The organism is Pandoraea bronchicola, assembly GCF_902459805.1.
In the GTDB taxonomy this organism is placed as follows: Bacteria; Pseudomonadota; Gammaproteobacteria; order Burkholderiales; family Burkholderiaceae; genus Pandoraea; species Pandoraea bronchicola.
Genome location: NZ_CABPST010000007.1, coordinates 55,554 through 77,466, shown reverse-complemented (window position 1 = coordinate 77,466; position 21,913 = coordinate 55,554). Strand labels below are relative to the sequence as shown.

The following is a 21,913-nucleotide window of genomic DNA, read 5'->3' as shown; positions in this document are numbered from 1 at the left end:
ATCAGACCCCGCCGACCATCGCCGCGAAGAATTTTTCATAGCCCCGAAAAAAATTTTTCGCCGCCGCCGCGCCGTGCCACGGACTGAGAATTGCGCGTCCCGTCTTTTGGGGTGACGCCACGCGTCGCCACCTCTCCAAGCCTTACAGGATATGAATAGGCGGCAGATTGCCCCTTTCCTTGGCGAATCAATCGTGGAGGAATTTTGTAGACTGGCCCACTAGCGTTTTTCCGACATCGACGGGGTCAGTCGATGGGGGGTGAGAGAGCATTTTGTGAAATCACCCTAAATTTTCCCAATGGCCGTCCGATATCCCCTACAACGGCGGCTTTCGGCGATTGGCTGGTGAGCCAAAGTTACGGCGCTTAAGCCGGAGCCAAAAATTTTGGGAAAGGAGTGGCTAAATGTCATCTGTCATCAATACCAATATCTTCTCGCTGGTTGCACAACGTAACCTGAATACGTCGCAATCGGGCCTGCAGACCTCGATCACCCGCCTCTCGTCGGGCATGCGCATCAACAGCGCTGCTGACGATGCCGCTGGCCTCGCGATCACGGACCGTATGTCGGCCCAGATCAACGGCACGCAGCAAGCGCAGCGCAACGCCAACGACGGTATCTCGCTGGTGCAAACCGCTGCGGGCGCCCTGTCGGCGATCACCGACAACCTGCAACGCATCCGCACGCTGGCTGTTCAGTCGACCAACTCGACGAACTCGGATTCGGACCGCGCCGCACTGGACCAGGAAGTCCAACAGCGTCTGGCTGAAGTGAACCGCCTGGCCACCCAAACGTCGTTCAACGGCCTGAACGTGCTTGACGGCTCGATGGGCACGGCGAACTTCCAGGTTGGCGCCAACGCAGGCCAGACCATCTCGGTCAACCTGCAACAAAGCATGACCGTCGCCAGCATCGGCTCGGTCGCACAAACGTCCTCGGCGACCAATCCGTTGAGCTTCACCGTTGCCGCACTGACCGTTCAGTTGGGCGCAGGCACCGCTGTGAACGTCAAGGCTGGCACGTACAACAGCTCGGCCGACCTGGCAACGGCAATCAACACCGCCGCACAAACCGCCGGTTTCACGGGCAACGTCGCATCGGTCAACTCGGCCGGCGAAATCGCGATCACCAACACCGATTCGGCACAAACGCTGACGGTCGCTGGCGCCGACGCCACCACGCTGGGCATGGCCGTCGCAGGCGCTGCTGCCGGTTCGACGACCACGTCGACCGCCGTTGCTTCGACGTTCTCGCAAACGCTGGCAGCAGGTGACCTGGTCCTGACCGTGAACGGCAAGGCCACGAACATCACCGGCAAGATGAACAGCGCCACCGACCTGGCCAACGCGATCAATTCGTCGAACAGCGGCGTGAACGCGTATGTCGACAACACGGGCAAGATGCACCTGAGCTCGGGTTCGGCCTTCCAGATCAGCGGCGGCACGGCGGCAACGCTGACCAAGCTGGGTCTGCCGACGACGGCAACGACCTACGCTACGAGCGGCAGCCTGGCACAAGCCGACGTCAAGACGGTCAACAGCGCCACGCTGATGCTGTCGCAGATCGACTCGGCCATCGGCACCGTCGACACGCTGCAATCGACCCTGGGCGCAATTCAAAACCGCTTCCAGTCGACGATTTCGAGCCTGTCGACCACGACGCAGAACCTGACCTCGGCGCGTTCGGGCGTGCAAGACACCGACTACGCTGCAGAAACGGCCAACCTGACCAAGTCGCAGATCCTGCAACAAGCGGGTATCTCGATGCTGGCCCAGGCAAACCAACTGCCGCAACAAGTGCTGAAGCTTCTCCAGTAAGCGCCTGTTTGGCATGGTTTAACGCCCGGCGGTAACTCGGCCGGGCCGCCGGCGGCGCCACCTTCGCGGGGGGCGTCGCCGCAAGCATTACAAAGGCAGCACTTTTTGTGCCGGCGTTTTGCGAGTTGAGCAACTATTTTTGAGAGCGAGCAATTTATGGCGACCACTGGCAGCAGCACAACGGGCTCAATTTCGTCACCGGGTATCGGCTCGGGACTTGATGTCAACGCGCTCGTCACCAGTCTGATGCAGCCTGCCACGCAAAAGCTCAGCTTGCTCAAATCGCAAGAGGCCAGCTATCAGACCAAGGTCTCGGCACTCGGCAGCCTGCAATCGGCGCTGAGTTCGTTCCAGTCGTCGCTCTCGAACCTGTCGTCGGCATCGTCGTTCCTTCAGATGACCGCCACGCCGGGCGATGCGACGATCCTGAGCGCTTCAGCAGACACCACCGCGAAAGCGGGCAGCTATACGATCAACACGACCCAGTTGGCACAGGCACAAAGCCTGTCGACGGCCGGCGTTTCCGACCCCGCCGCCTCGATCGGCAGCGGCGCGTCCACCAAGCTGACGTTCAGCTTTGGCACGATTTCCGGCGGCACGCTCGCCAACGGCTCATACACCGGCGCCAGCTTCTCGCCGAACGCGCAGCAGGCGCCGTTCAGTGTCACGATCACGAACACGAACAACTCGCTGCAAGGCATTCGCGACGCCATCAACGCCGCCAACGGCGGGGTGACGGCCACGATCGTCAATGACGGCAGCGCCACGCCTAACCGCCTGGTCCTGACCTCGACGCAGACCGGTCAAACGATGAGCATGAAGATCGACGTCGCCGCCGGCGGCGACTCGACGCTCACCAATATGCTGGCGTACGACCCCACCGGCACCCAGAACCTGACGCAGACGGCTGCCGGCCAGAACGCCAGCCTGACCATCAATGGCTTGGCTGTGTCGAGCCCGACCAACACGGTGAAGAGCGCCGTGCAAGGTCTGACGATGAGTCTGCTCAAGACCGGCACGACCACCGTCAGCGTCAGCAACAACAGCGACGGTGTCACCAAGGCCGTCAACGATTTCGTCACCGCCTACAACACGCTGCATTCGGCCATCGGCCAACTGACGTATTTCGACAAGTCGAGCGCCACGCCGGGCAGCACTTCGAACAACAACGGCCCGCTGATCGGTGACACGACCACGCAGATGATCACGACGCAGATCCAGCAGATCCTGAACGGCAAGCTGCCGGGGGTCTCGGGGTCGGTGCTGACATCGCTCGCGGACATCGGCGTGACGTTCCAGGCGGGTGACGGCAGCGGCAGCGCCACGGATACGTCGGGTCAGCTCGCCGTCGATACAAGCAAGCTGCAAAAGGCGATCAGCTCGGGCGGCTTCTCCCAGCTCGCCTCTCTGCTCGCGACCAACGGCACAACGACCGACAGTCTGATCAGCTACCAGAGCTCGACGAGCAATACGCAACCGGGCCAGTACGACGTGGTCATCACGCGCCTGGCGACCCAGGGTACGCTCACGTCGAACGCAACGCTTGCCGCGAACACGACCATCGACGGCACCAACAATACGTTGACGGTGCAAGTCGACGGCAAGAGCACGTCCATCACCATCCCGAACGGCATCTACACGCCCGACAAGATGGCCGCCGCCTTGCAGGCCGCGATCAACGGTAACTCGCAGTTCGTCGCCAACGGCTCGACGGTGACGGTCAAGCAGACGGGCGGGGTACTGTCGATCACGTCGAACCGCTATGGCTCCGCCTCGAACGTACGCGTCACCTCGGGCAATGCGCTGACCGCGCTGTTCGGCACGGGTGTCTCGCCCAGCACCGATGGCGTGGACGTCGGCGGCTCGATCGGCGGTGTGATCGCCACGGGCAGCGGCCAGTATCTGACCGGCGCTGCAGGTTCGCAGACCGATGGTCTCAAGATCCAGGTCACCGGCACCAACCTCGGCAATCGCGGCACCATCAATTTCTCGCAAGGCTATGCGTCGCTGCTGTCGAACCAGGTCAGCAACTTCCTGAGCGCCAAGGGGGCCATCAGCACGGCCCAGTCGAACCTGAATGCCAGCATCAAGCAGGTGCAGCAGCAGGAAAGCGACTGGCAGGACCAGATGACGCAGATGCAGAACCGCTATCTGGCGCAGTTCACCGCGCTCGACGCGACCATGTCGAAGCTTCAGAACACCAGCGACTACCTCAAGCAGGTGCTGGGTGGTTCGTCTTCGTCGTCTTCGTCGTCGAAGTAAGCCTGGATCCTGGAAATCGCTCATGTACGGTCAAAACGCCGCCAACGCTTATCGCAAGGTCGGGCTCGAAACGGGCGTCGTTGCCGCAAGCCCTCACCAGCTCATCATGATGCTGTTCGACGGCGCCAAGGCCGCGCTCACGAAGGCTCGCGTACACTTTGAAGACGGCCGCATCGCCGAGCGCGGACAGGCGCTCTCGAAAGCCATCGGTATCATCGGCGGACTGCGCGACGGTCTGAACATGGATGTCGGCGGGGAACTCTCCCGCAACCTGCGCGATCTGTACGACTACATGGGGCGACGTCTGCTCGAAGCCAATCTCGAGAACGACGTCGCCAAAGTACGAGAAGTCGACACCCTGCTCGACACGATTGCATCGGCCTGGCGCGAGATCGCTCCGGCCGCCGGCACGGGTGCCCCCGCCGCACAAGCGGGCACCGGAGTGCGTTATGAATGAAGCCACGATCTTGCTGAACTGCTACGAGAGTATCGCCGGGCTCACTGAGCGCATGCTGGGCGTGGCACGTGACGGCGATTGGGATGCCCTCATCGACCTCGAGACGCAGTATCGTCTGCAGGTCGATTCGATCAAGCAACTCGACGCCGCCCTGCCGCTGACCGAGGACGAGCGCGCGCGCAAGCACGCCATCATCCGGCGCATTCTGGCCGACGACGCGGCGATTCGCGACCTCGCGGTGCCGCATCTGGCGCATCTCGATGCCATGATCAACAACACGCGCCGTCAACGTGCCCTGCACGAGGTCTATGGCCTGAACCTGGGCACCTGAGGCGCCCGCATTTCGGAGTAAGGCATGGCCGGTCTCGACACGGTGCTGGCCACGACGCTCGCACGGCGACTCGATTCATTGCTCGGACTCGGGCAGGGCGCGTCGTCGACGAGCGCCCCCAGCGCCGTCGCCGGCACCCAACCGACGGGCGACGCCACTTCCGCGCTTGGCGACCTCGCGACCCGAGCATCCCCCACCGCAGTCGGTCTCGGCAACGCGCCGGCGCAAACCGCCGCGCGACTGCCCACGCCCGTTCAGCAGGCAACGCTTTCCGCCGCTGCCCGCACCATCGATACGATCCTGCGCCTCGCGCCTGATTCCCCCGGCCCCGTGCAGGCGAGTGCCCCGGTATGGCCCGCCGCGCCCGGCAGCGGCGCCCCGGCCCTCGCCCCGCTGCTGGCCGCAGCGCTCAAGGAAGCGCTGTCGACCAGCGGACTTTTCTACGAATCGCATCTGGCGCAATGGGCGTCCGGCAGCCGCTCGTTCGAACAGTTGCAGGCCGAACCGCAGTTGCGCTGGCCGGCGTCGGCCAATCTGGCTGCGCAGTTGCGGGCGGCCGGCGCCGACGCCACTTTGCCGGGCCCCGGCCCGCTCACGCGCCTGCTCGGTCCCGCCGCCGCGGAAGCGTCACTGGCTGCGGCCTGGCCGGGGCCCAGTCCGGCAACGTTGCCGACAGCGAGTCCATCGCCCGCCCAGCCCGGACTTCCGGCGCAAACCGCAACGGGTGACGCCGCCGATGGCGGTCTGCATGTCGCGGCCAATTTACCTAACACCGCGACCGCGCTGGCCCATGCCGCCAGCGTGGCGCAAACGACGAGCAGCGTGCTGCCGAGCGGCCGTGAAGGCGATGCGTTGCTCGCCGCCACGGGCGACGGCAACAACCGTGCCGCACAGCAGGGGCCGGCCGGCGCAATCGCCGCCGTCGCGAATACGCCCGCCGAAAGCGTGACGCTGGTGCGCCAGCAGCTCGACATGCTGGTCAATCCGCAGTTTCAGTGGAATGGCGCGGCGTGGCCGGGCGCGCCGATGGAATGGCAGGTCGAAGAGCGCCCCGGTCAGCCCTCGCCGGACGAAGTCGCCGCCACGTCGACATGGCACACGCACCTGCGCTTGACGCTCCCTTCTCTGGGGACCGTCGACGTCAACATCGGCTTGTCCGGACAACAGTTGCAAGCGCGCTTGCTGACGGATTCGGCGGCGTCGGCAGATGCCCTGTCGCACGAAGGCGAGGCATTGCGCCAACGACTGGCTGCTGTCGGCCTCATCGCGAGCCAGTTGTCGTTCGGTGCATTGGGCGATGACGCCAATGCCGGAGCTGCCGGATCTGCCGGTATGGATGCGCGGGCGGTGAGCGCGGGCACCGTTTCGGCAACGACAGAGGACGCGACCGGAACAGCGACACTGCCGGCTGGCCATAGCGCGCCACCGGGAGGTGAGGCATGACGTTGCCACCGGAACGCCGCGCGGCGGTCGCGCTGGCCTACGGCGCGAAAGACACGGCGCCGCGCGTGGTGGCGAAGGGCTACGGCCTGCTCGCCGAGACCATCGTGCGCACGGCGCGCGAGCACGGACTGTACGTGCACGAGTCGCCGGAGCTGGTGAGTCTGCTCACGCAGGTCGACCTCGACCAGCGCATTCCTGCACAGCTCTATCAAGCGGTGGCGGAGTTGCTCGCTTGGCTCTACAAGCTCGAAGCGAGCCGAGGGGGCAAACCACCACCGCTGCCGCCGGGCGTCGTTGCCCCTGAGGGTCAGGCAGACACCGCGCCTGCCGTCTCGCCCCCCGCCGCCAAACCGTCCGCCTGACAACGCAAGCGCTAGGTTGTGACGCGATTGATCAATTCGCGCAAGGCGTGACGTTTCCGAATTCCCGTCAGAACCTCTTATCGCTGCACACCCGCCGAGCGCCTGCACACAAGGCTGTGCGGGGCGATGCCATGCTTGCCGGCGGCGCGGCATCCGCGCGGTGCATCCCCTCTCACTAGCATGTCCTTCGAGTGTTTCGGCGCGTCTTGCCAAGCACCTGTCTCTGGTCATCACATTAGTCGAGGCTCCCTCATGGACGGCATCCTGAATCCCTTCAATCCCGGCGCTGGCACCCCGCCACCATCGCTTTGCGGTCGCGACGACATTCGCGAAACCGTGCGCATCTGCATCGAGCGCCTTCGCATCGGCCGTCATTCGAACGGCCAACTGCTGATTGGTCTACGCGGCGTCGGCAAGACAGTGCTGCTCGAGCGCCTCTTGTACGACACCGAGCAACAAGGTGCGATTACCGTGCACCTCGAAGCGCCGGAGGTGAAATCACTTCCCGCCTCTCTCGCACCGGCACTACGCGTCGCGCTATTGCGTATGAGTCAAACGCAATCGGCAAGGCACACCGTCGCTCGGGGACTGCGAGCCCTCGCGGGCTTCGTCACCGGCTTGAAAGTCACGTACGCCGGTATCGAAGTGGGCTTGGATTACGCACCCGAGCCCGGCCTGGCGGACTGCGGTATTCTCGAACTCGATCTGTGCGCACTGCTCGTGGAGGTTGGGCGTGCTGCCCGGTCAGCACAGACGGTGCTCGCCATATTCATTGACGAATTGCAGGGGATGCCAAAGCGAGAGCTGGCAGCACTGCTTTACTCGCTTCATCGATGCGCACAACTCCAGTTGCCGGTCATTCTGATTGGTGCGGGTCTTCCGCCGCTTATCAGGCAGATCGGGGACGCGAAGTCTTACGCCGAGCGCATGTTCGAAATCTCCGATATCGGACCACTTTCTGCCGCAGATGCGCGCGACGCCATCATGACGCCCGCGACGCAAGCCGGTGTAGACATTACCGCCGACGCCCTGGACGAGATCGTCGAGCGAACAGGGGCTTATCCGTATTTCCTGCAGCAATGGGGAATGCTCGCCTGGACGGCCGCCAACGAAAGCCCGATTACGTCGGATCACGTGCGCATTGCGTCCAGCGCCGCCATCAATGCACTGGACAACAATTTCTACCGTCTGCGCTTCGAGCGTCTGACGCCGGACGAAAAGCGCTATCTCCGTGCAATGGCGGAGTTAGGCGAAGGTCCGCACGACTTGAGCGACGTTGCCGCCGAATTCGGTCAGCCAGTCACGACACTGGAGCCCATTCGACTCGAACTCATCAGCAAAGGCATGCTTTACAGCGCCCTGCTGGACGAAGCCGCATTTACCGTTCCGCGCTTTCATGAGTTTCTGAAACGCTTCATGCCGGAGGTGCCGATACACGCAAACGCGGCGTGACGGGCAAACCGGCCCGAACGACGCTCGACGCGATGACCGTCATTTCAATCCGATGACAACAAAAAAGCCCCGTCGACAGACGGGGCTTCTTCGGGCGCCGGATGCAATCCGGCGACGTGTCGCTACGGCCGGGCCGCTAGTCGACCCACGTTACACCTGCACTCACACCTGCATATTCATCACGGTCGTGTAGGCGGAAACCAGCTTGTTGCGCACTTGCAGGCTCATCTGAAAGCCGATATTGGCTTTTTGCAGATCCACCATGACGTCGTTGAGCGCCACGCCCGGCTCGCCCATTTCGAAAGCACGTGCCTGAGACTCTGCGCCGTTCTGCGCCGACGACACGCGTTTGAGCGAGGCTTCCAGCTCGGAGGCGAACCCGCCCGTGGCCGATGCGGCGCCCGCGCCAGCGCTGGACGTGCCCATGATCGAGCCCGCTGCCTGCGACGCCACGCCGCCCAGCTTCTGCAATACCGATTCGATCCCCGGAATGGCCATGTTGCTTGTCCTCAATGGGCACCGGTTGCGCGCGACCTCGCGCCGCTTCGACCGGTTTGCCTTTTATCAGTCACGTCGGAGATTACCACTGTCTGGCAAGCCTCCAATACCTTAATTAGCGGCAAAACACCCGCCTAATCCACCGAACGATTCCATATTCGCCAACGAATAATCAGGACCATCGGCATCGTGCGCACCGGGAACCGGATTCTTTCCAATCCTTAGCCCCCTCGGGACGTGAGCGCGGCGCCACGCGTATCCGGAGAATTCTGTCGCATGTTAGTGAGCACTTCCACCGCGATGAACGTCGTATCAACGCCACTGGCGTGGAGCCGCGCATGAACGCCGCCACCCAGACGGCGGACGTTGCCGCCAAGCCGCCCCTGCTGATGCAGTTGCGCTCGCGCGAGCGACTGCCGTTGCTCATCGGCGGCGCGGCCCTTGTCGCATTGCTGATTGCGGTTTTCCTGTGGAGCCGTGCCCCCGACTACAAGGTGCTGTACAGCAACCTGAGCGATCGCGACGGCGGTGCCATCATCACCTCGCTGCAGCAGATGAACGTGCCGTACAAGTTCGCCGAGGGCGGCGGTGCGATTCTGGTGCCGTCCGAACAGGTGCACGACGTACGGCTGCGTCTGGCCTCGCAAGGTCTGCCCAAGGGCGGTCTGGTCGGCTTTGAACTGATGGACAACCAGAAGTTCGGTATCAGCCAGTTCGCCGAACAGGTCAATTACCAGCGCGCACTCGAAGGCGAACTCGCCCGCTCGGTCGAATCGTTGTCTGCCGTACAAGCCGCGCGCGTGCATCTGGCGATTCCCAAGCCGTCGGTCTTCGTGCGCGAGCAGCAAAAGCCGAGCGCTTCGGTACTCGTCACGCTGTATCCGGGCCGCGTGCTGGACGACGCTCAGGTCAGCGCCATCGTTCATATGGTCGCGTCGAGCGTACCGGAGCTGCCGGTCAAGAACGTTACCGTGCTCGACCAGAACGGCAATCTGCTCTCCGCGCAGAGCGGCAACGCGCTGGGTCTGGACGCCAGCCAGCTCAAGTACGTGCGCGAACTCGAACAATCGTATGCGCGCCGTGTCGAGGCGATCCTGAACCCGATCGTCGGGCCGGGCAACGTGCATGCGCAGGTGACGGCGGACATCGACTTCAATCAGGTCGAGCAAACGTCCGAGAATTACAAGCCGAACTCGGGCGAGCAGGCGGTGCGCAGCCAGCAGAACAGCGAAGCCACGCAGATCGGGATCACGCCGCCGGGCGGGGTGCCGGGCGCGCTGTCGAACCAGCCGCCGGGTCAGCCCACCGCACCGATCACCCAGCAGCAACAGCAGTTTGCCCAGCAGAACGCCGCGAACCCGGCGAGCGCCGCCAGTGCGCCGCAGGGCCCGCGCAGCGACCGCAAGGACGCCACGGTCAACTACGAGATCGACCGCACGATTCGCCATGTGCAGCAAGCCACGGGCGGCCTGAAGCGCCTGTCGGCGGCGATTGTCGTGAACTATCGTCCGGGCACCGACGCGAAGGGCAAGGCCGCAATGGTGGCGCTCACGCAGGCCCAGCTCGACCAGATCCAGAATCTGGCGAAGGAAGCCATTGGCTTCTCCGGCCAGCGCGGCGACACGCTCAACATCGTCAACAGCCCGTTCACGGTCGAGGCAGATCCGGAAGCCAACCTGCCGTGGTGGCGTCAGCGTCAGAACATCGAGCTGGCCAAACAAGTCGGCAAGTGGGCGCTGATCGGGCTGATCGGCCTCTATCTCTGGTTCGGCGTGATACGTCCGGCCATCCGCAAGCACCTGACCCCGCCGCCGCCGGCCGAGCCGTCGCTCGCCGGTGCGGCAGGCGGCGCGGCGGGTGCCGAAGGCGCCGGTGGCGAGAGTGCCGACGGCGAGCCCGGCAAGCAGGGTGAACTCAGCGCCTACGAGCGCAACTTGCAGTACGCGCGTCAGGTCGCGCGACAGGATCCGAAGATCGTGGCAACGGTAGTCAAATCATGGGTGGGCGGTGGCGATGAGCGCGGCTGAGGGACTCCAACGCAGCGCCATCCTCCTGATGTCGCTGGGTGAAGACGAAGCGGCGGAGGTCTTCAAGTACCTCGCGCCACGTGAAGTGCAGAAGCTCGGCGCGGCCATGGCCTCGCTGCGGCAAGTCACGCGCGACCAGATCGCCGACGTGTTGCAGGATTTCGTGCTCGAAGCCGAACAGCACTCCGCGCTTTCGCTCGATTCGTCCGAATACATCCGGTCAGTGCTCAACAAAGCGCTGGGCAACGACAAGGCGGCGGGCCTGATCGAGCGCATTCTGCAAGGTGGCGACACCAGCGGCATCGAAGGCCTGAAGTGGATGGATTCCACGGCAGTGGCCGAACTGATCCGCCACGAGCATCCGCAGATCATCGCCACGATCCTCGTCCACCTCGACCGCGATCAGGCTTCGGAAGTGCTGGCGCTCTTCACGGAACGTCTGCGTAACGACGTCGTGTTGCGTATCGCCACGCTCGACGGCATTCAGCCGGCCGCGTTGCGCGAACTCAACGACGTGCTCACCAAGCTGCTCTCGGGCAGCGAGAACATCAAGCGCAGCCCGATGGGCGGCGTGCGCACGGCGGCGGAAATCCTCAACTACCTGGGCGGTGTGCACGAAGAGTCGGTCATCGAAGCCGTGCGCAACTACGACTCGGAACTCGCGGCGAAGATCGTCGAGGAGATGTTCGTGTTCGAGAACCTGCTCGACGTGGAAGACCGCAGCATTCAGGTGCTGCTCAAGGAAATCGAGTCCGAGTCGCTCATCATCGCGCTCAAGGGCGCGCCGGTCGAACTGCGCGAAAAGTTCTTCAAGAACATGTCGGCGCGGGCGGCCGAACTGCTGCGCGAAGACCTCGAATCGCGCGGTCCGGTGCGTGTCTCGGAAGTCGAAGGCGAACAGAAGAAGGTGCTGCAAGTGGTGCGGCGCCTGGCCGATCAGGGCGCCATCATGATCGGCGGCCGCGGCGACGACGCTTACGTGTAACCAGACAGGGCCCGCGCGTATGTCGACCATCATTCCGAAAGAACGCCTCTCCGCCTGGCAACGCTGGGAGATGGCGTCATTCGACCCGCCGCCGCCCCCGCCACCACCGCAACCGAAGCCGCCCAGCCCGCTCGACGATCCGGCGCTCGTGGAACAGATCGCCGCCTGGCGCGAGCAAGCGCGTGCCGAAGGTCATGCGCAGGGTTTCGCCGCCGGGCAAGCCGAGGGTTATGCTGCCGGACAGGCCGCGGGTCAGCAGGAAGTCGACGCGCGCGCCGCGCAACTGGCCGATATCGCGCACGGCTTCGGCACTGCCGTGAATGCCATCGATCGCGAAGTCGCCGAGCCGTTGCTCGGGCTCGCGCTCGACATCGCCCGCCAGGCGCTGCGCCAGACACTCACGATTCATCCGGAAACGCTGCTGCCGATCGTGCGCGAGCTGCTTTCCAATGACCCGCTCACGGGTTCGCCGCGTCTGATCCTCAACCCGGAAGACGTGGCACTCGTCGAAGCCCACGTGGGCGCGGAACTGCGCGCCGCAGGCTGGACGATTCGCGCCGACCCCACCGTCGAGCGCGGCGGTTGCAAAGCCGAAGCCGCAAGCGGCGAGGTCGACGCCACCGTCGCCACCCGCTGGCAACGTGTGATGGCCGCGCTGGGCAAGGATCTGCCGTGGTGAACGCCGAACTCACCCCACTTACCGCCCATGCGCCGGTGCTGCCCAGCACCGAGAACACGCACGACGACGCCACGTCGGGCGCGCCGTCCACGCCCTCCCCGACGAACGACGGCACGACGCCTTCGGTGCGCCTGTGGGATGAGATCGGCACGAGCGAGCAAACCGTGCACGCCGGCGCCCTGCAACCCGACGATCACGACGATCACGACGCCGCGCCGGCGCCGGCGCAAAGCGCGGCTGCCGAGCCGAACGCTGATGACGCGGATGCACAAACCGCCGCCGAGCCCGCTGCGCCGAAGGTTGCCACGCACGCTCTGGACGCTCGCGAAATTGCACGCGACGCGCATCTGCGCCGCTGGCAGAACACGCTGCGCGAGCGCATCGCACATGTGCACGCCGTCGAGCCGACCCGCCGTTGCGGCCGTCTCACGCGTGCTGCGGGTCTCGTGCTCGAAGCCGTCGGTCTGCGTCTGCCGGTCGGTGCTGGCTGCCTGATCGAGTTGCCGGTTCACGACCCGTCGCGCGAACCGGCCACGGCCGAGGCGGAAGTCGTCGGCTTTGGCGGCGACCGCCTGTTTCTCATGCCGCAGACGGAAGTCGCGGGCCTGCTGCCCGGCGCCCGCGTGTTCCCGATGGAGCCCGCCGCCGACGGCCCGCTGCCGAATCAGCGTCACAACGGCAAACGGCTTCCCGTGGGCGAAGCGCTGCTCGGCCGTGTGGTCGACGCCGCCGGCCGCCCGCTCGACGACTTCGGCCCGCTCGGCCTGACCGACAGCGCCTCGCTCGCGTCGGTGCCGATCAACCCGCTGGGCCGGGCCCCCATCGAATCGGTGCTCGACGTCGGCGTGCGCGCCATCAACGCGCTGCTTACCGTCGGACGCGGCCAGCGCATGGGCCTCTTCGCAGGCTCGGGCGTCGGCAAGAGCGTGTTGCTCGGCATGATGGCCCGCTTCACGCAGGCCGAAGTCATCGTCGTGGGACTGATCGGCGAACGCGGCCGCGAAGTGAAGGATTTCATCGAGAACATTCTCGGACCGGACGGTCTGGCGCGCTCCGTCGTTGTGGCCGCACCGGCCGACGTCTCGCCGCTGCTGCGTCTGCAAGGCGCGGCGTACGCCACCACGCTGGCCGAGTACTTCCGCGATCAGGGCAAAGACGTGCTGCTGATCATGGATTCGCTCACCCGTTACGCCATGGCGCAGCGTGAAATCGCGCTCGCCATCGGCGAGCCGCCCGCCACGAAGGGGTATCCGCCGTCCGTGTTCGCGAAGCTGCCCGCACTGGTCGAGCGCGCCGGTAACGGCCCCGACGGCGGCGGCTCCATCACGGCGTTCTACACGGTGCTGACCGAAGGCGACGATCAGCAAGATCCGATCGCCGACTCGGCGCGCGCCATTCTCGACGGCCACATCGTGCTCTCGCGTCAGTTGGCGGAATCGGGGCACTATCCGGCGATCGACATCGAACAATCGATCAGCCGTGCCATGGCGGCACTCATCGACGACGGCCAGTTCGACAAGGTTCGACGCTTCAAACAGATGCTCTCGCGCTACCAGCGCAACCGCGACCTCATCAATGTGGGCGCGTACGCACCGGGTAGCGACCCGATGCTCGATCAGGCGATCGAGCTGTATCCCCGTCTCGAAGGCTTCCTGCAGCAGGGAATGCGCGAGCGGGCCAGTTACCCGGATGCCGTGCAACAGATGCACGGTCTGTTCCACTAAGCGGAGGCGGCCATGCATTCCACCCTGCCCCTCAAGTTGCTCATCGAACTCGCCCAGAAGGACGTGGATGAAGCCGCACGGCTGCTCGGCGAACGTCAGACGCAGCGCGCCGAAGTCGAGCGTCAGCTCGAATCGCTGCGCCAGTACCGCCACGAGTACCGCACGCGCATGCAGACGGCGACGATTCAGGGCATGGCGGGCTGCGACTGGCGCAACTTCCAACAATTCATCGATACGCTCGACACGGCCATCGGACAGCAAGCCATGCTGCTCGAGCAGGCCGAAGAGCGTCTCGCGGCCGCGCGCCGCGAATGGCAGGCGCAGCAGCGCCGCCTGAACTCCTTCGGCACCCTCGCCTCGCGCGAAGAAGCCCGCACGGCCCTGCGGGTCGCGCGTCGCGAGCAGAAGGAAAACGACGAGTACGCCGCGCGCAGTCTGCGCCGTCGTGCCGAATCCCCGATTTGAAGGCAAAGGAAACCGACATGTCGATTCTGAGCTTCCTGACCGATTCCGCCGCGGCTGCCCAGCAAGCCGTGAAGGCCAACCGCGCCGGCTCGTCGAGCACCGACGCCAGCAGCGCGCTGCCCTTCTCCACCGTGCTCTCGCAGCAGACGCGCCAGACCGCCCAGCCCGCCAGCAGCGTGAACAACAGCACCTCGCAGACGAGCCAGAGCAATACGTCCGGCAGCACTGCGGCCAACAACGGCACAAAGTCGACGGACAACGCCGCGAACAGCAGTGCATCGGCCGGACAAACCGGGCAGTCGGGGCAAACGAACGCTTCGAAGCCCCCTTCGAAAACGACGACCGCCGATAGCGACAATGGCAACGCCGACGACGAAGCGCAAGCCACCGCTGCGCCCGGCGACCCGGCAGCCGCCCTCGCCGTGGCGCTCGCGGCCATGAACAATGCGCCGCTGCAGCCGCAAGCGCCGGTCCCCGCGCCTGCCACCGATGCCAGTGCCACCGATGCCAAGCCTGGCACCGGCGCAGCCATCGCCGCCGCCGTGAACGGTGCCCTGCAAGCGACCGGCGCCGCGCAACTGACCGGCCAGCCGCCGGCGGGCGCTGCCGACGCCAAGACCGCACCTACGACCGCCAACGCCAACGCACCGGCCAATGGCACGGTAACGCCGGCAGCATCGAACGCCGGCAAGACTGGCGGAATTTCGCTCGACGCACTCGCCAAGAACGCCACGACGACACCGGCGACCCCCGCCGCGCAACCCGCGGCCACCGATGCCAAGGCGGCCACGCCCCTTGCCGGTGCAGACGCTCAGGCCGCACAGCGCATGGCCGACGCGATGGCGCAGGCTCAGGGCAATCGCGACGCCGCCGCACAAGCGACCACCGCCGCCACGCAGGCCGCCGCACAGGCTGCGCAAGCCGCCACGCCTGCCGTCGACGCCCAGCCGCAGTTGCAGGCGCAGGCCAATCTGCCGGCCGCCCTCGCATTGAATGCCCGCGTCGGCACGCAAGACTGGAACAACCAGCTTTCGCAGCAAGTGGTGTGGCTGTCGTCCGCGCACGCGCAGACCGCGCAACTGAGCCTGAATCCGCCCGATCTCGGCCCGCTGCACGTCGTGCTGAACGTGGCGAACGACTCCGCGCAAGCGATGTTCGTCTCGCAGCACGCGGCAGTACGCGACGCTGTGCAGGCCGCCCTGCCGCAACTGCGCGAGAGCCTTGCCAATAACGGCATCGCGCTGGGCAACACGACCGTGAGCAGCGACAACGCGCAGCAGCAGGCCTTCGCGCAGCAAGGGGCGAACGGGAACGGCAGCGGGAATGGCAGCGGAAGCGGAAATGGCAACGGACGCGGCACGCCGGGCTTCGGTCAGGGCGACGACGCGACGCTCACCGCGACCGTGAGCGTTCCAGTGCGAGTGAGCAACGGTCTCGTCGACACGTTTGCCTGATCTTCCGGGCCGCGCACGGCCATGAACGGGGTGGCGGTGAAATAAGGCGCAAACCGGCGCGACCGGGCGTCGCACTGCCCTAAAGCAAGCGGGTTTTTCTGCCGTTAAGACAAAGACGCGAGTTAGACGCGATTGTCCCTTCTTTTCGGCCGATCACCCCTTGGCGGGTTAGCCGACAATCATTACCCAATAGCAGGCGAATACATGGCAAATCCCGCACCGACGCAAGCCGCGGCTCCCTCCGGAGGGGGCGTGCGCAAATGGATTCTGTTGATCGTTGCGGTAGCGCTCATGGCCGCCGCCGGTGCGGCAACGGCTGTGTATTTGCTGACCGGACGTAGCGAAGCGGCCAAAGCACCGCCGCCCCCGCCACCGCCTGTATTTGTCGGCATGGACCCGTTCACGGTGAACCTGTCCGGCGAAGACGGCGAGCGATACCTGCATATCGGCCTCTCGCTCAAGGTGGCAGACGCCGAGACGCAAGCCCGCATCACGCAGCACATGCCCGAAGTGCGCAGCCGCGTGTTGCTGCTGTTGTCGTCCAAACAGCCGCAGGATCTGGCCACGATCGACGGCAAGCGCCGTCTGGCGAGCGAGATCCGCACGCTGGTTGCGCAGCCGTTCGCGGCCAACATGCCGCAACAGGCCGTGGGCGAAGTGCTGTTCACCGCGTTTGTAATTCAGTGAGTGATTCATGGCGCATGAGGAGTTCCTGTCGCAGGAAGAAGTCGATGCCCTTCTGAAGGGCGTCACCGGCGAACAGGATGACCGGTCCGAGTCGGAAGATCATTCCGGCATCAGGCCATACAACATCGCGACGCAAGAGCGTATCGTGCGCGGGCGCATGCCCACGCTCGAGATCATCAACGACCGCTTCTCGCGACTGTTCCGCATTGCGCTGTTCAACTTCATGCGCCGTAGCGCCGAAATTTCGGTGAGCCCGGTGCGTGTCCAGAAGTACAGCGAGTTCATCCGTAATCTGCCCGTCCCGACCAACCTCAACCTGGTCCACATCAAGCCACTGCGCGGCACGGCCTTGTTCGTGTTCGACCCGAACCTCGTGTTCCTGGTGGTGGACAATCTGTTCGGCGGCGACGGCCGGTTCCATACCCGGGTCGAAGGGCGCGATTTCACGCAGACCGAGCAACGCATCATCGGGCGCCTGCTCGATCTGGTGTTCGAGAACTACGGGGCGTCGTGGAAGCCGGTGTATCCGGTCGAATTCGAGTACGTGCGCGCCGAAATGCATACGCAGTTCGCCAATGTCGCCACGCCCAACGAGGTGGTCGTCACCACCACGTTCGACATCGAGTTCGGTTCGGTCGGCGGTGAATTCCACATCTGCATGCCGTACTCGATGATCGAGCCGATGCGCGACCAGCTCTCGAGCCCGCTGCAGGGCGAGACGCTCGAAGTCGACAAGCGCTGGGTGCGACTGCTCTCGCAGCAGGTGCAGGCGGCCGACGTCGAAATCGTGACCAACCTCGCGCAGATCGACATGACGCTCTCGCAGTTGCTCAATATGCGCGTGGGCGATGTGATTCCGCTCGACGTGCCCGAGGTCCTTGAAGCCAAGGTCGACGGCGTGCCCGTGATGGAATGCAATTACGGCGTCTTCAATGGTCAATACGCGCTGCGCGTGAACCAGATGATCAACCATTCACACAGCGATTACACGAAGGACAACGAGTGATGAGCGATACCCCTCAAACGCCCGGTGAAGACGCCCAGGCCATGGCGGACGAGTGGGCCAGTGCCATGGCGGAGCAGACAGCTACCGAGCCGGCACCCGCCAGCGCGCCGCAACCGGCCGCCGCCCCCGTGTTTCAGCCGCTTGCCGCCACCGCCGGGAATCCGGCGGGGGCCACGCACAACGACATCGATCTGATTCTCGACATCCCGGTGCAGATGACCGTGGAGCTGGGCCGCACGAAGATCGCCATCAAGAATCTGCTGCAACTCGCCCAAGGGTCCGTGGTGGAACTCGACGGCATGGCCGGCGAGCCGATGGACGTGCTGGTCAATGGCTGCCTCATCGCTCAGGGCGAGGTGGTGGTCGTGAACGACAAGTTCGGCATTCGCCTGACTGATATCATCACGCCATCCGAACGCATCCGTAAGCTCAACCGATGATGGCAACGAAAGTCCACGGCAAGCCCGTGCGGCGTGCCGTGGCAGCCGCCACGATCTCTCACACCGCCTCCCGCACGTCCGGCAAGTCCCGCACGGCGCGCGCCTTCGGCGGTCTGGCGCGCCTGTGCGGCGCCGGCAGCGCCTTCAGTCTCGCTTTCCTGTCGATCGCCAGCGCGCAGGCTCAGGGCGCCGCCTCGCAGGCGGCGGCCGTGCCGAGTCTTGGCGGCGCAGGCATCGTGCAGACGGGACTGGGCCTCGTGCTGGTGCTGGCCTTGCTGTTCGGGCTCGCGTGGCTTGCCAAGCGCTTCGGGCTGCAACGCCCGCTGGGAGGCGGCAATGTGCGCATCGTCGGTAGCGCCGCCGTCGGCCAGCGCGAACGTGTCGTTGTCGTGGAAGTCGCGGGTGACTGGATCGTGCTCGGTGTCGCGCCAGGCCAGGTGCGGAGCCTGCATGTGATCGACGCGGACCGCGTCGCCGACATGCCTGCCGCGCCCAGCGTCGCCCCTCCTGGCGCGCAAGCCAATCGCGCCGCGCAGGCTTTTGCGCAAAAATTGCGCGAATCGATGAAAAAGGATTCGTGATGGTGCGTGGCTTGCTGTGTGCCGGAAAGCCACGGGGTCTGGCGGGATCCACGCTTGGTCTGACACTTGCGCTGGCGCTCGCCTGCATTGCATTGCCGGGCACGGCACTCGCACAGGCCACGCTGCCCGCGCTGACCACTACACCGGCTCCCGGCGGCGGACAGACGTACTCGCTGTCCGTGCAGACGATGCTGCTGCTCACATCGCTGGGCTTCCTGCCCGCGATGCTGCTGATGATGACCGCCTTCACGCGCATCATCATCGTGCTCTCGCTGCTGCGCCATGCCATCGGCGTGACGACCTCGCCGCCGAACCAGATCCTGATCGGGTTGGCCCTGTTCCTGACGTTCTTCGTCATGTCGCCGGTCTTCGACCAGGCGTACACCAACGCCTATCAGCCGTTCGCCGCCAACAAGATCAGCTTCGAGCAAGCCATCGACACCGGGGCCAAGCCGTTTCACGCGTTCATGCTCAAGCAAACGCGCGAAGCCGATCTGGCGCTCTTCGCCAAGCTGGCCAAGACACCGCCGATGAATGGTCCCGAAGATGTGCCGATGCGCATTCTCGTGCCCGCCTTCGCCACGAGCGAACTGAAGACGGCGTTCCAGATCGGCTTCACGATCTTCATTCCGTTCCTGATCATCGATCTGGTGGTCGCGAGCGTGCTGATGTCGATGGGGATGATGATGGTCTCGCCCTCCACGGTGTCGCTGCCGTTCAAGCTGATGCTGTTCGTGGTGGTCGACGGCTGGCAACTGCTGCTGGGCTCGCTGGCCCAGAGCTTCACCATGTAGCGGCGAGGAACGCGAAATGACTCCGGAAACCGTCATGGCGCTGGCCCATCAGGCAATGCAGGTCACGCTGCTGCTCGCCGCGCCGCTGCTGCTCGTTGCCCTCGTCTCCGGTCTGCTCGTGAGCCTGTTTCAGGCCGCCACGCAGATCAACGAAATGACGCTCTCGTTCATCCCCAAACTGCTCGCCGTGTTCGTCACGCTGGTGATCGCAGGCCCGTGGATGCTCAACCTGATGGTCGACTACATGCGTCAGTTGCTCACCGGCATTCCCGGCCTCGTCGGGTAAGCCGCGCCGGCTTTGATCAGCTTCACTTACGAACAGCTCTCGGGCGTCATCGCGGCGTTCCTGTTCCCGTTCGTGCGCCTGCTCGCGCTGTCCATGAGCGCGCCGCTGTTCGGCGACGCCGCCGTGCCCGGCACGGTCAAGATCGGCCTCGCGGGCATTGTCGCGCTGGCGCTCGCGCCGGTACTCGGTCCCATGCCCGCCGTCTCGCCGTTCTCGTGGGAGGGTCTCTGGATCCTTGCGCAACAGGTGATGATCGGTGCAGCGCTCGGCTGGTGCATGCAGATCGTGTTCTCGGCCATCAGCATGGCGGGCGACTTCGTCGGGTTGCAGATGGGTCTGTCCTTCGCCACGCTGCTCACGCCGAACAGCGACGGCAGCACGGCCGTGCTCGGCATGCTGCTCAACGTGGTCGCCATGCTCGTATTCCTCGCCACCAACGGCCATCTGGTCATGTTCGCCACGCTGGTGCAGAGCTTCACGGTGCTGCCGATTTCCAGTGCGCCGATCTCGGTGGCAGGCTGGCATTACCTCGCCATGCTTGGCGGCCAGCTTTTCACGCTCGCGCTCATGTTGTCGCTGCCGCTCGTGGCCGCGCTGCTCATCTGCAACCTCGCGCTGGGTATCCTGAACCGCGCTGCGCCGCAGCTCAACATCTTCGCCGTAGGCTTCCCGCTCACGCTGGGCGTCGGCCTCGTGGTGCTCGAGCTGATGATGCCGCGTATCGCGCCGGTCATGGATCACTTCATCGCCATCGGCATCGACATGATGGTGCGCGCGACGGCCGCCTTCGTGCCGAAGGTCTGAAGACCGCGCTCGCGCACGTCCCCCAAATGACTGCGGGCCACCCGGCGTAATGCCGCGTGGCCCGCTTGCCTTTCTGTCTTCTCGCGCGGGCGCGCCGCGCGGCGTGCCTCAGAGCAGCGAGAATAGCGAGAGCTTCTGCGTTTGCAAAAAGCTCTGTTGCGACGCCTGCAACGCGGCCTGCAACTGCGCGAACTTGGTCGCCGACGAATTCCAGTCGACGTCGAGCAGATCGCTCAGTTGAGACTGGTAGTTGAGCGAGTTCGTGTCACCAATGTTGTTGAGCGCGGTGAGTTCGTTCATTCGCGAGCCCGTGGTCGTGCGGATCGTCGTGACGTTATCGTAGGTGTTGCTGAACATCTGGCCGAACGTCGTCAACGCGTTGCTCAGGTTCGCCTGCCCCGTGCCGTTGGTGCCGTTGATTGGCGTCTTGAGCGTATTGATCAGTGCCTGCAGATTGTCGAACATGTTCGTGCTGCCCTTGCTCGCCGGCTGCACGGTGTAGGTGTCGCCGGCTGCCGGGGCGCCCGAGAAGGTGACCGACTTACCGCCGAACGTGATCGGCTGGCCGGCCGTGTACGTCCCCGTCACATCAGGCACGGTCGTGTCCGTCTGATCCTTGACCGTGTAGTTGGTCGTGGGCGGCGTGGTCGTATTGTCGATCGCGAAGCTGATCTGGTACTGGTGATTCGCGCCCGCGTTGGTCACGTCGGTCGTCGAGACGGTGGAGAACGTGGCGGTGCCCTGATTGGTGGCGTTGCCGCTGATCAGCGTACTGGCGGTGCTCGGCTGAATCCCCTGGAAAATGGTCGAGCCGGGATCGTTGATCGCGATCTGGCGGTTCGGGCTCACCTGCACGTAACGCACGCCCATATCGCCCGCATACGACGCCCCTGTGGGCGATGCCACGTAGGCCGCCGAATTGCCCATGAAGCCCGAGAACAGGTACTGGCCGTTGGCATCGGTCGTGTTCGCCAGCGAGAGCAACTGCTGGAAGCTCGATTGCAGATCGGTCGCAATGGTCGCACGGTCGCTGTCGTTGAGCGAAGCATTGCCCGCCGACGCAATCTGGGACATCACGTGCTGCAGCGAGTTGATGATACTGCCGAAGGTCGAATCTTCGAGCTGAAGCTGGGTGGTCGCGCCGGCGCGGTTCGACGCGTACTGCGTGTTCATGTCGTTGTCTTGCGACACCGCCACGGCCTGCGCCGCCGCAATAGGGTCGTCGCTCGGTGTGGTCACACGCTTGCCCGACGAAAGCTGTGCTTGCGTGTTGAGCAGATCGGAGGTGTTCTGGCTCATCGAGCGCAGCCCCTGATCGTAAATCATGTTGGTGCTGATACGCATTATCTTGCCCCTGCG

22 protein-coding genes are annotated in these 21,913 nt (G+C 64.7%); 20 read left to right on the top strand and 2 right to left on the bottom strand.

Features of this window, described 5'->3' with window-relative positions; all coding sequences use genetic code 11:
• The first annotated feature begins 404 nt into the window (after positions 1-404).
• The 7 genes from PBR20603_RS14545 to PBR20603_RS14515 all read left to right on the top strand — a co-directional run bounded on the left by PBR20603_RS14545 (position 405) and on the right by PBR20603_RS14515 (position 8,124).
• Positions 405-1,817 carry a flagellin N-terminal helical domain-containing protein gene (locus tag PBR20603_RS14545; protein ID WP_150560227.1) on the top strand — a complete coding sequence of 471 codons (1,413 nt, stop codon included), beginning with the start codon at positions 405-407 and terminating at the stop codon, positions 1,815-1,817.
• A gap of 156 nt (positions 1,818-1,973) precedes the next feature.
• A complete protein-coding gene (fliD, locus tag PBR20603_RS14540) occupies positions 1,974-4,079 on the top strand; it encodes a flagellar filament capping protein FliD (protein WP_150560226.1) in 2,106 nt (701 codons plus the stop codon).
• Positions 4,080-4,101: 22 nt separating this feature from the next.
• The gene (gene fliS, locus PBR20603_RS14535) at positions 4,102-4,536 is read left to right on the top strand and encodes a flagellar export chaperone FliS (RefSeq protein ID WP_150560225.1); all 435 of its coding nucleotides are present in this window, start codon (positions 4,102-4,104) and stop codon (positions 4,534-4,536) included.
• The gene (locus tag PBR20603_RS14530; protein ID WP_150560224.1) at positions 4,529-4,867 is read left to right on the top strand and encodes a flagellar protein FliT; all 339 of its coding nucleotides are present in this window, start codon (positions 4,529-4,531) and stop codon (positions 4,865-4,867) included. The genes fliS and PBR20603_RS14530 overlap by 8 nt, the downstream gene beginning before the upstream one ends.
• 24 nt (positions 4,868-4,891) lie before the next feature.
• Positions 4,892-6,310 carry a flagellar hook-length control protein FliK gene (fliK, locus tag PBR20603_RS14525; RefSeq protein WP_150560223.1) on the top strand — a complete coding sequence of 473 codons (1,419 nt, stop codon included), beginning with the start codon at positions 4,892-4,894 and terminating at the stop codon, positions 6,308-6,310.
• The gene (locus tag PBR20603_RS14520) at positions 6,307-6,672 is read left to right on the top strand and encodes an EscU/YscU/HrcU family type III secretion system export apparatus switch protein (protein ID WP_150560222.1); all 366 of its coding nucleotides are present in this window, start codon (positions 6,307-6,309) and stop codon (positions 6,670-6,672) included. The genes fliK and PBR20603_RS14520 overlap by 4 nt, the downstream gene beginning before the upstream one ends.
• A gap of 252 nt (positions 6,673-6,924) precedes the next feature.
• Positions 6,925-8,124, top strand: coding sequence for an ATP-binding protein (locus PBR20603_RS14515; protein ID WP_150560221.1), 1,200 nt, complete (start codon positions 6,925-6,927; stop codon positions 8,122-8,124).
• 162 nt (positions 8,125-8,286) lie between these two features.
• On the opposite strand, the gene fliE is transcribed toward PBR20603_RS14515, so the two are convergent.
• Positions 8,287-8,622 carry a flagellar hook-basal body complex protein FliE gene (gene fliE / locus PBR20603_RS14510; protein ID WP_150560220.1) on the bottom strand — a complete coding sequence of 112 codons (336 nt, stop codon included), beginning with the start codon at positions 8,620-8,622 and terminating at the stop codon, positions 8,287-8,289.
• A gap of 338 nt (positions 8,623-8,960) precedes the next feature.
• Between fliE and fliF the strand changes: the two genes are divergently transcribed.
• From fliF to fliR, 13 genes are all read left to right on the top strand, one after another.
• A complete protein-coding gene (fliF, locus tag PBR20603_RS14505) occupies positions 8,961-10,649 on the top strand; it encodes a flagellar basal-body MS-ring/collar protein FliF (RefSeq protein WP_150560219.1) in 1,689 nt (562 codons plus the stop codon).
• Positions 10,636-11,634, top strand: coding sequence for a flagellar motor switch protein FliG (fliG, locus tag PBR20603_RS14500; RefSeq protein WP_150560218.1), 999 nt, complete (start codon positions 10,636-10,638; stop codon positions 11,632-11,634). The genes fliF and fliG overlap by 14 nt, the downstream gene beginning before the upstream one ends.
• Before the next feature lie 19 nt (positions 11,635-11,653).
• A complete protein-coding gene (fliH, locus tag PBR20603_RS14495; protein WP_150560217.1) occupies positions 11,654-12,313 on the top strand; it encodes a flagellar assembly protein FliH in 660 nt (219 codons plus the stop codon).
• A gap of 164 nt (positions 12,314-12,477) precedes the next feature.
• The gene (fliI, locus tag PBR20603_RS14490) at positions 12,478-14,037 is read left to right on the top strand and encodes a flagellar protein export ATPase FliI (RefSeq protein ID WP_425495822.1); all 1,560 of its coding nucleotides are present in this window, start codon (positions 12,478-12,480) and stop codon (positions 14,035-14,037) included.
• A 12-nt stretch (positions 14,038-14,049) separates the two neighbouring features.
• Complete coding sequence (gene fliJ, locus PBR20603_RS14485; RefSeq protein ID WP_150560216.1) at positions 14,050-14,502, top strand: flagellar export protein FliJ; 453 nt, start codon at positions 14,050-14,052, stop codon at positions 14,500-14,502.
• 17 nt (positions 14,503-14,519) lie between these two features.
• The gene (locus PBR20603_RS14480) at positions 14,520-15,956 is read left to right on the top strand and encodes a flagellar hook-length control protein FliK (RefSeq protein ID WP_150560215.1); all 1,437 of its coding nucleotides are present in this window, start codon (positions 14,520-14,522) and stop codon (positions 15,954-15,956) included.
• Between the two features lie 204 nt (positions 15,957-16,160).
• Complete coding sequence (fliL, locus tag PBR20603_RS14475) at positions 16,161-16,643, top strand: flagellar basal body-associated protein FliL (RefSeq protein ID WP_150560214.1); 483 nt, start codon at positions 16,161-16,163, stop codon at positions 16,641-16,643.
• A 7-nt stretch (positions 16,644-16,650) separates the two neighbouring features.
• Positions 16,651-17,649 carry a flagellar motor switch protein FliM gene (gene fliM / locus PBR20603_RS14470; protein WP_039366468.1) on the top strand — a complete coding sequence of 333 codons (999 nt, stop codon included), beginning with the start codon at positions 16,651-16,653 and terminating at the stop codon, positions 17,647-17,649.
• On the top strand, positions 17,649-18,089 hold the full coding sequence (gene fliN, locus PBR20603_RS14465) for a flagellar motor switch protein FliN (protein ID WP_150560213.1): 441 nt from the start codon (positions 17,649-17,651) through the stop codon (positions 18,087-18,089). Before fliM ends, fliN begins: the two co-directional genes overlap by 1 nt.
• Positions 18,086-18,670: a flagellar biosynthetic protein FliO gene (gene fliO, locus PBR20603_RS14460; RefSeq protein WP_246174680.1), complete on the top strand. Its 585-nt coding sequence runs from the start codon at positions 18,086-18,088 to the stop codon at positions 18,668-18,670. The genes fliN and fliO overlap by 4 nt, the downstream gene beginning before the upstream one ends.
• Complete coding sequence (fliP, locus tag PBR20603_RS14455; RefSeq protein ID WP_150560212.1) at positions 18,670-19,464, top strand: flagellar type III secretion system pore protein FliP; 795 nt, start codon at positions 18,670-18,672, stop codon at positions 19,462-19,464. Before fliO ends, fliP begins: the two co-directional genes overlap by 1 nt.
• A 16-nt stretch (positions 19,465-19,480) precedes the next feature.
• Positions 19,481-19,750 carry a flagellar biosynthesis protein FliQ gene (gene fliQ / locus PBR20603_RS14450; protein WP_010807718.1) on the top strand — a complete coding sequence of 90 codons (270 nt, stop codon included), beginning with the start codon at positions 19,481-19,483 and terminating at the stop codon, positions 19,748-19,750.
• 12 nt (positions 19,751-19,762) lie between these two features.
• On the top strand, positions 19,763-20,554 hold the full coding sequence (fliR, locus tag PBR20603_RS14445; RefSeq protein ID WP_150560211.1) for a flagellar biosynthetic protein FliR: 792 nt from the start codon (positions 19,763-19,765) through the stop codon (positions 20,552-20,554).
• A 108-nt stretch (positions 20,555-20,662) separates the two neighbouring features.
• On the opposite strand, the gene flgL is transcribed toward fliR, so the two are convergent.
• On the bottom strand, positions 20,663-21,898 hold the full coding sequence (gene flgL / locus PBR20603_RS14440; RefSeq protein WP_150560210.1) for a flagellar hook-associated protein FlgL: 1,236 nt from the start codon (positions 21,896-21,898) through the stop codon (positions 20,663-20,665).
• Positions 21,899-21,913: the final 15 nt, after the last annotated feature.

Excerpts from the sequence above, each read along its gene's own strand:
- PBR20603_RS14545 (WP_150560227.1), top strand. The coding sequence starts at position 405 with ATGTCATCTGTCATCAATACCAATATCTTCTCGCTGGTTGCACAACGT.
- fliD (WP_150560226.1), top strand. The coding sequence starts at position 1,974 with ATGGCGACCACTGGCAGCAGCACAACGGGCTCAATTTCGTCACCGGGT.
- fliS (WP_150560225.1), top strand. The coding sequence starts at position 4,102 with ATGTACGGTCAAAACGCCGCCAACGCTTATCGCAAGGTCGGGCTCGAA.
- PBR20603_RS14530 (WP_150560224.1), top strand. The coding sequence starts at position 4,529 with ATGAATGAAGCCACGATCTTGCTGAACTGCTACGAGAGTATCGCCGGG.
- fliK (WP_150560223.1), top strand. The coding sequence starts at position 4,892 with ATGGCCGGTCTCGACACGGTGCTGGCCACGACGCTCGCACGGCGACTC.
- PBR20603_RS14520 (WP_150560222.1), top strand. The coding sequence starts at position 6,307 with ATGACGTTGCCACCGGAACGCCGCGCGGCGGTCGCGCTGGCCTACGGC.
- PBR20603_RS14515 (WP_150560221.1), top strand. The coding sequence starts at position 6,925 with ATGGACGGCATCCTGAATCCCTTCAATCCCGGCGCTGGCACCCCGCCA.
- fliE (WP_150560220.1), bottom strand. The coding sequence starts at position 8,622 with ATGGCCATTCCGGGGATCGAATCGGTATTGCAGAAGCTGGGCGGCGTG.
- fliF (WP_150560219.1), top strand. The coding sequence starts at position 8,961 with ATGAACGCCGCCACCCAGACGGCGGACGTTGCCGCCAAGCCGCCCCTG.
- fliG (WP_150560218.1), top strand. The coding sequence starts at position 10,636 with ATGAGCGCGGCTGAGGGACTCCAACGCAGCGCCATCCTCCTGATGTCG.
- fliH (WP_150560217.1), top strand. The coding sequence starts at position 11,654 with ATGTCGACCATCATTCCGAAAGAACGCCTCTCCGCCTGGCAACGCTGG.
- fliJ (WP_150560216.1), top strand. The coding sequence starts at position 14,050 with ATGCATTCCACCCTGCCCCTCAAGTTGCTCATCGAACTCGCCCAGAAG.
- PBR20603_RS14480 (WP_150560215.1), top strand. The coding sequence starts at position 14,520 with ATGTCGATTCTGAGCTTCCTGACCGATTCCGCCGCGGCTGCCCAGCAA.
- fliL (WP_150560214.1), top strand. The coding sequence starts at position 16,161 with ATGGCAAATCCCGCACCGACGCAAGCCGCGGCTCCCTCCGGAGGGGGC.
- fliM (WP_039366468.1), top strand. The coding sequence starts at position 16,651 with ATGGCGCATGAGGAGTTCCTGTCGCAGGAAGAAGTCGATGCCCTTCTG.
- fliN (WP_150560213.1), top strand. The coding sequence starts at position 17,649 with ATGAGCGATACCCCTCAAACGCCCGGTGAAGACGCCCAGGCCATGGCG.
- fliO (WP_246174680.1), top strand. The coding sequence starts at position 18,086 with ATGATGGCAACGAAAGTCCACGGCAAGCCCGTGCGGCGTGCCGTGGCA.
- fliP (WP_150560212.1), top strand. The coding sequence starts at position 18,670 with ATGGTGCGTGGCTTGCTGTGTGCCGGAAAGCCACGGGGTCTGGCGGGA.
- fliQ (WP_010807718.1), top strand. The coding sequence starts at position 19,481 with ATGACTCCGGAAACCGTCATGGCGCTGGCCCATCAGGCAATGCAGGTC.
- flgL (WP_150560210.1), bottom strand. The coding sequence starts at position 21,898 with ATGCGTATCAGCACCAACATGATTTACGATCAGGGGCTGCGCTCGATG.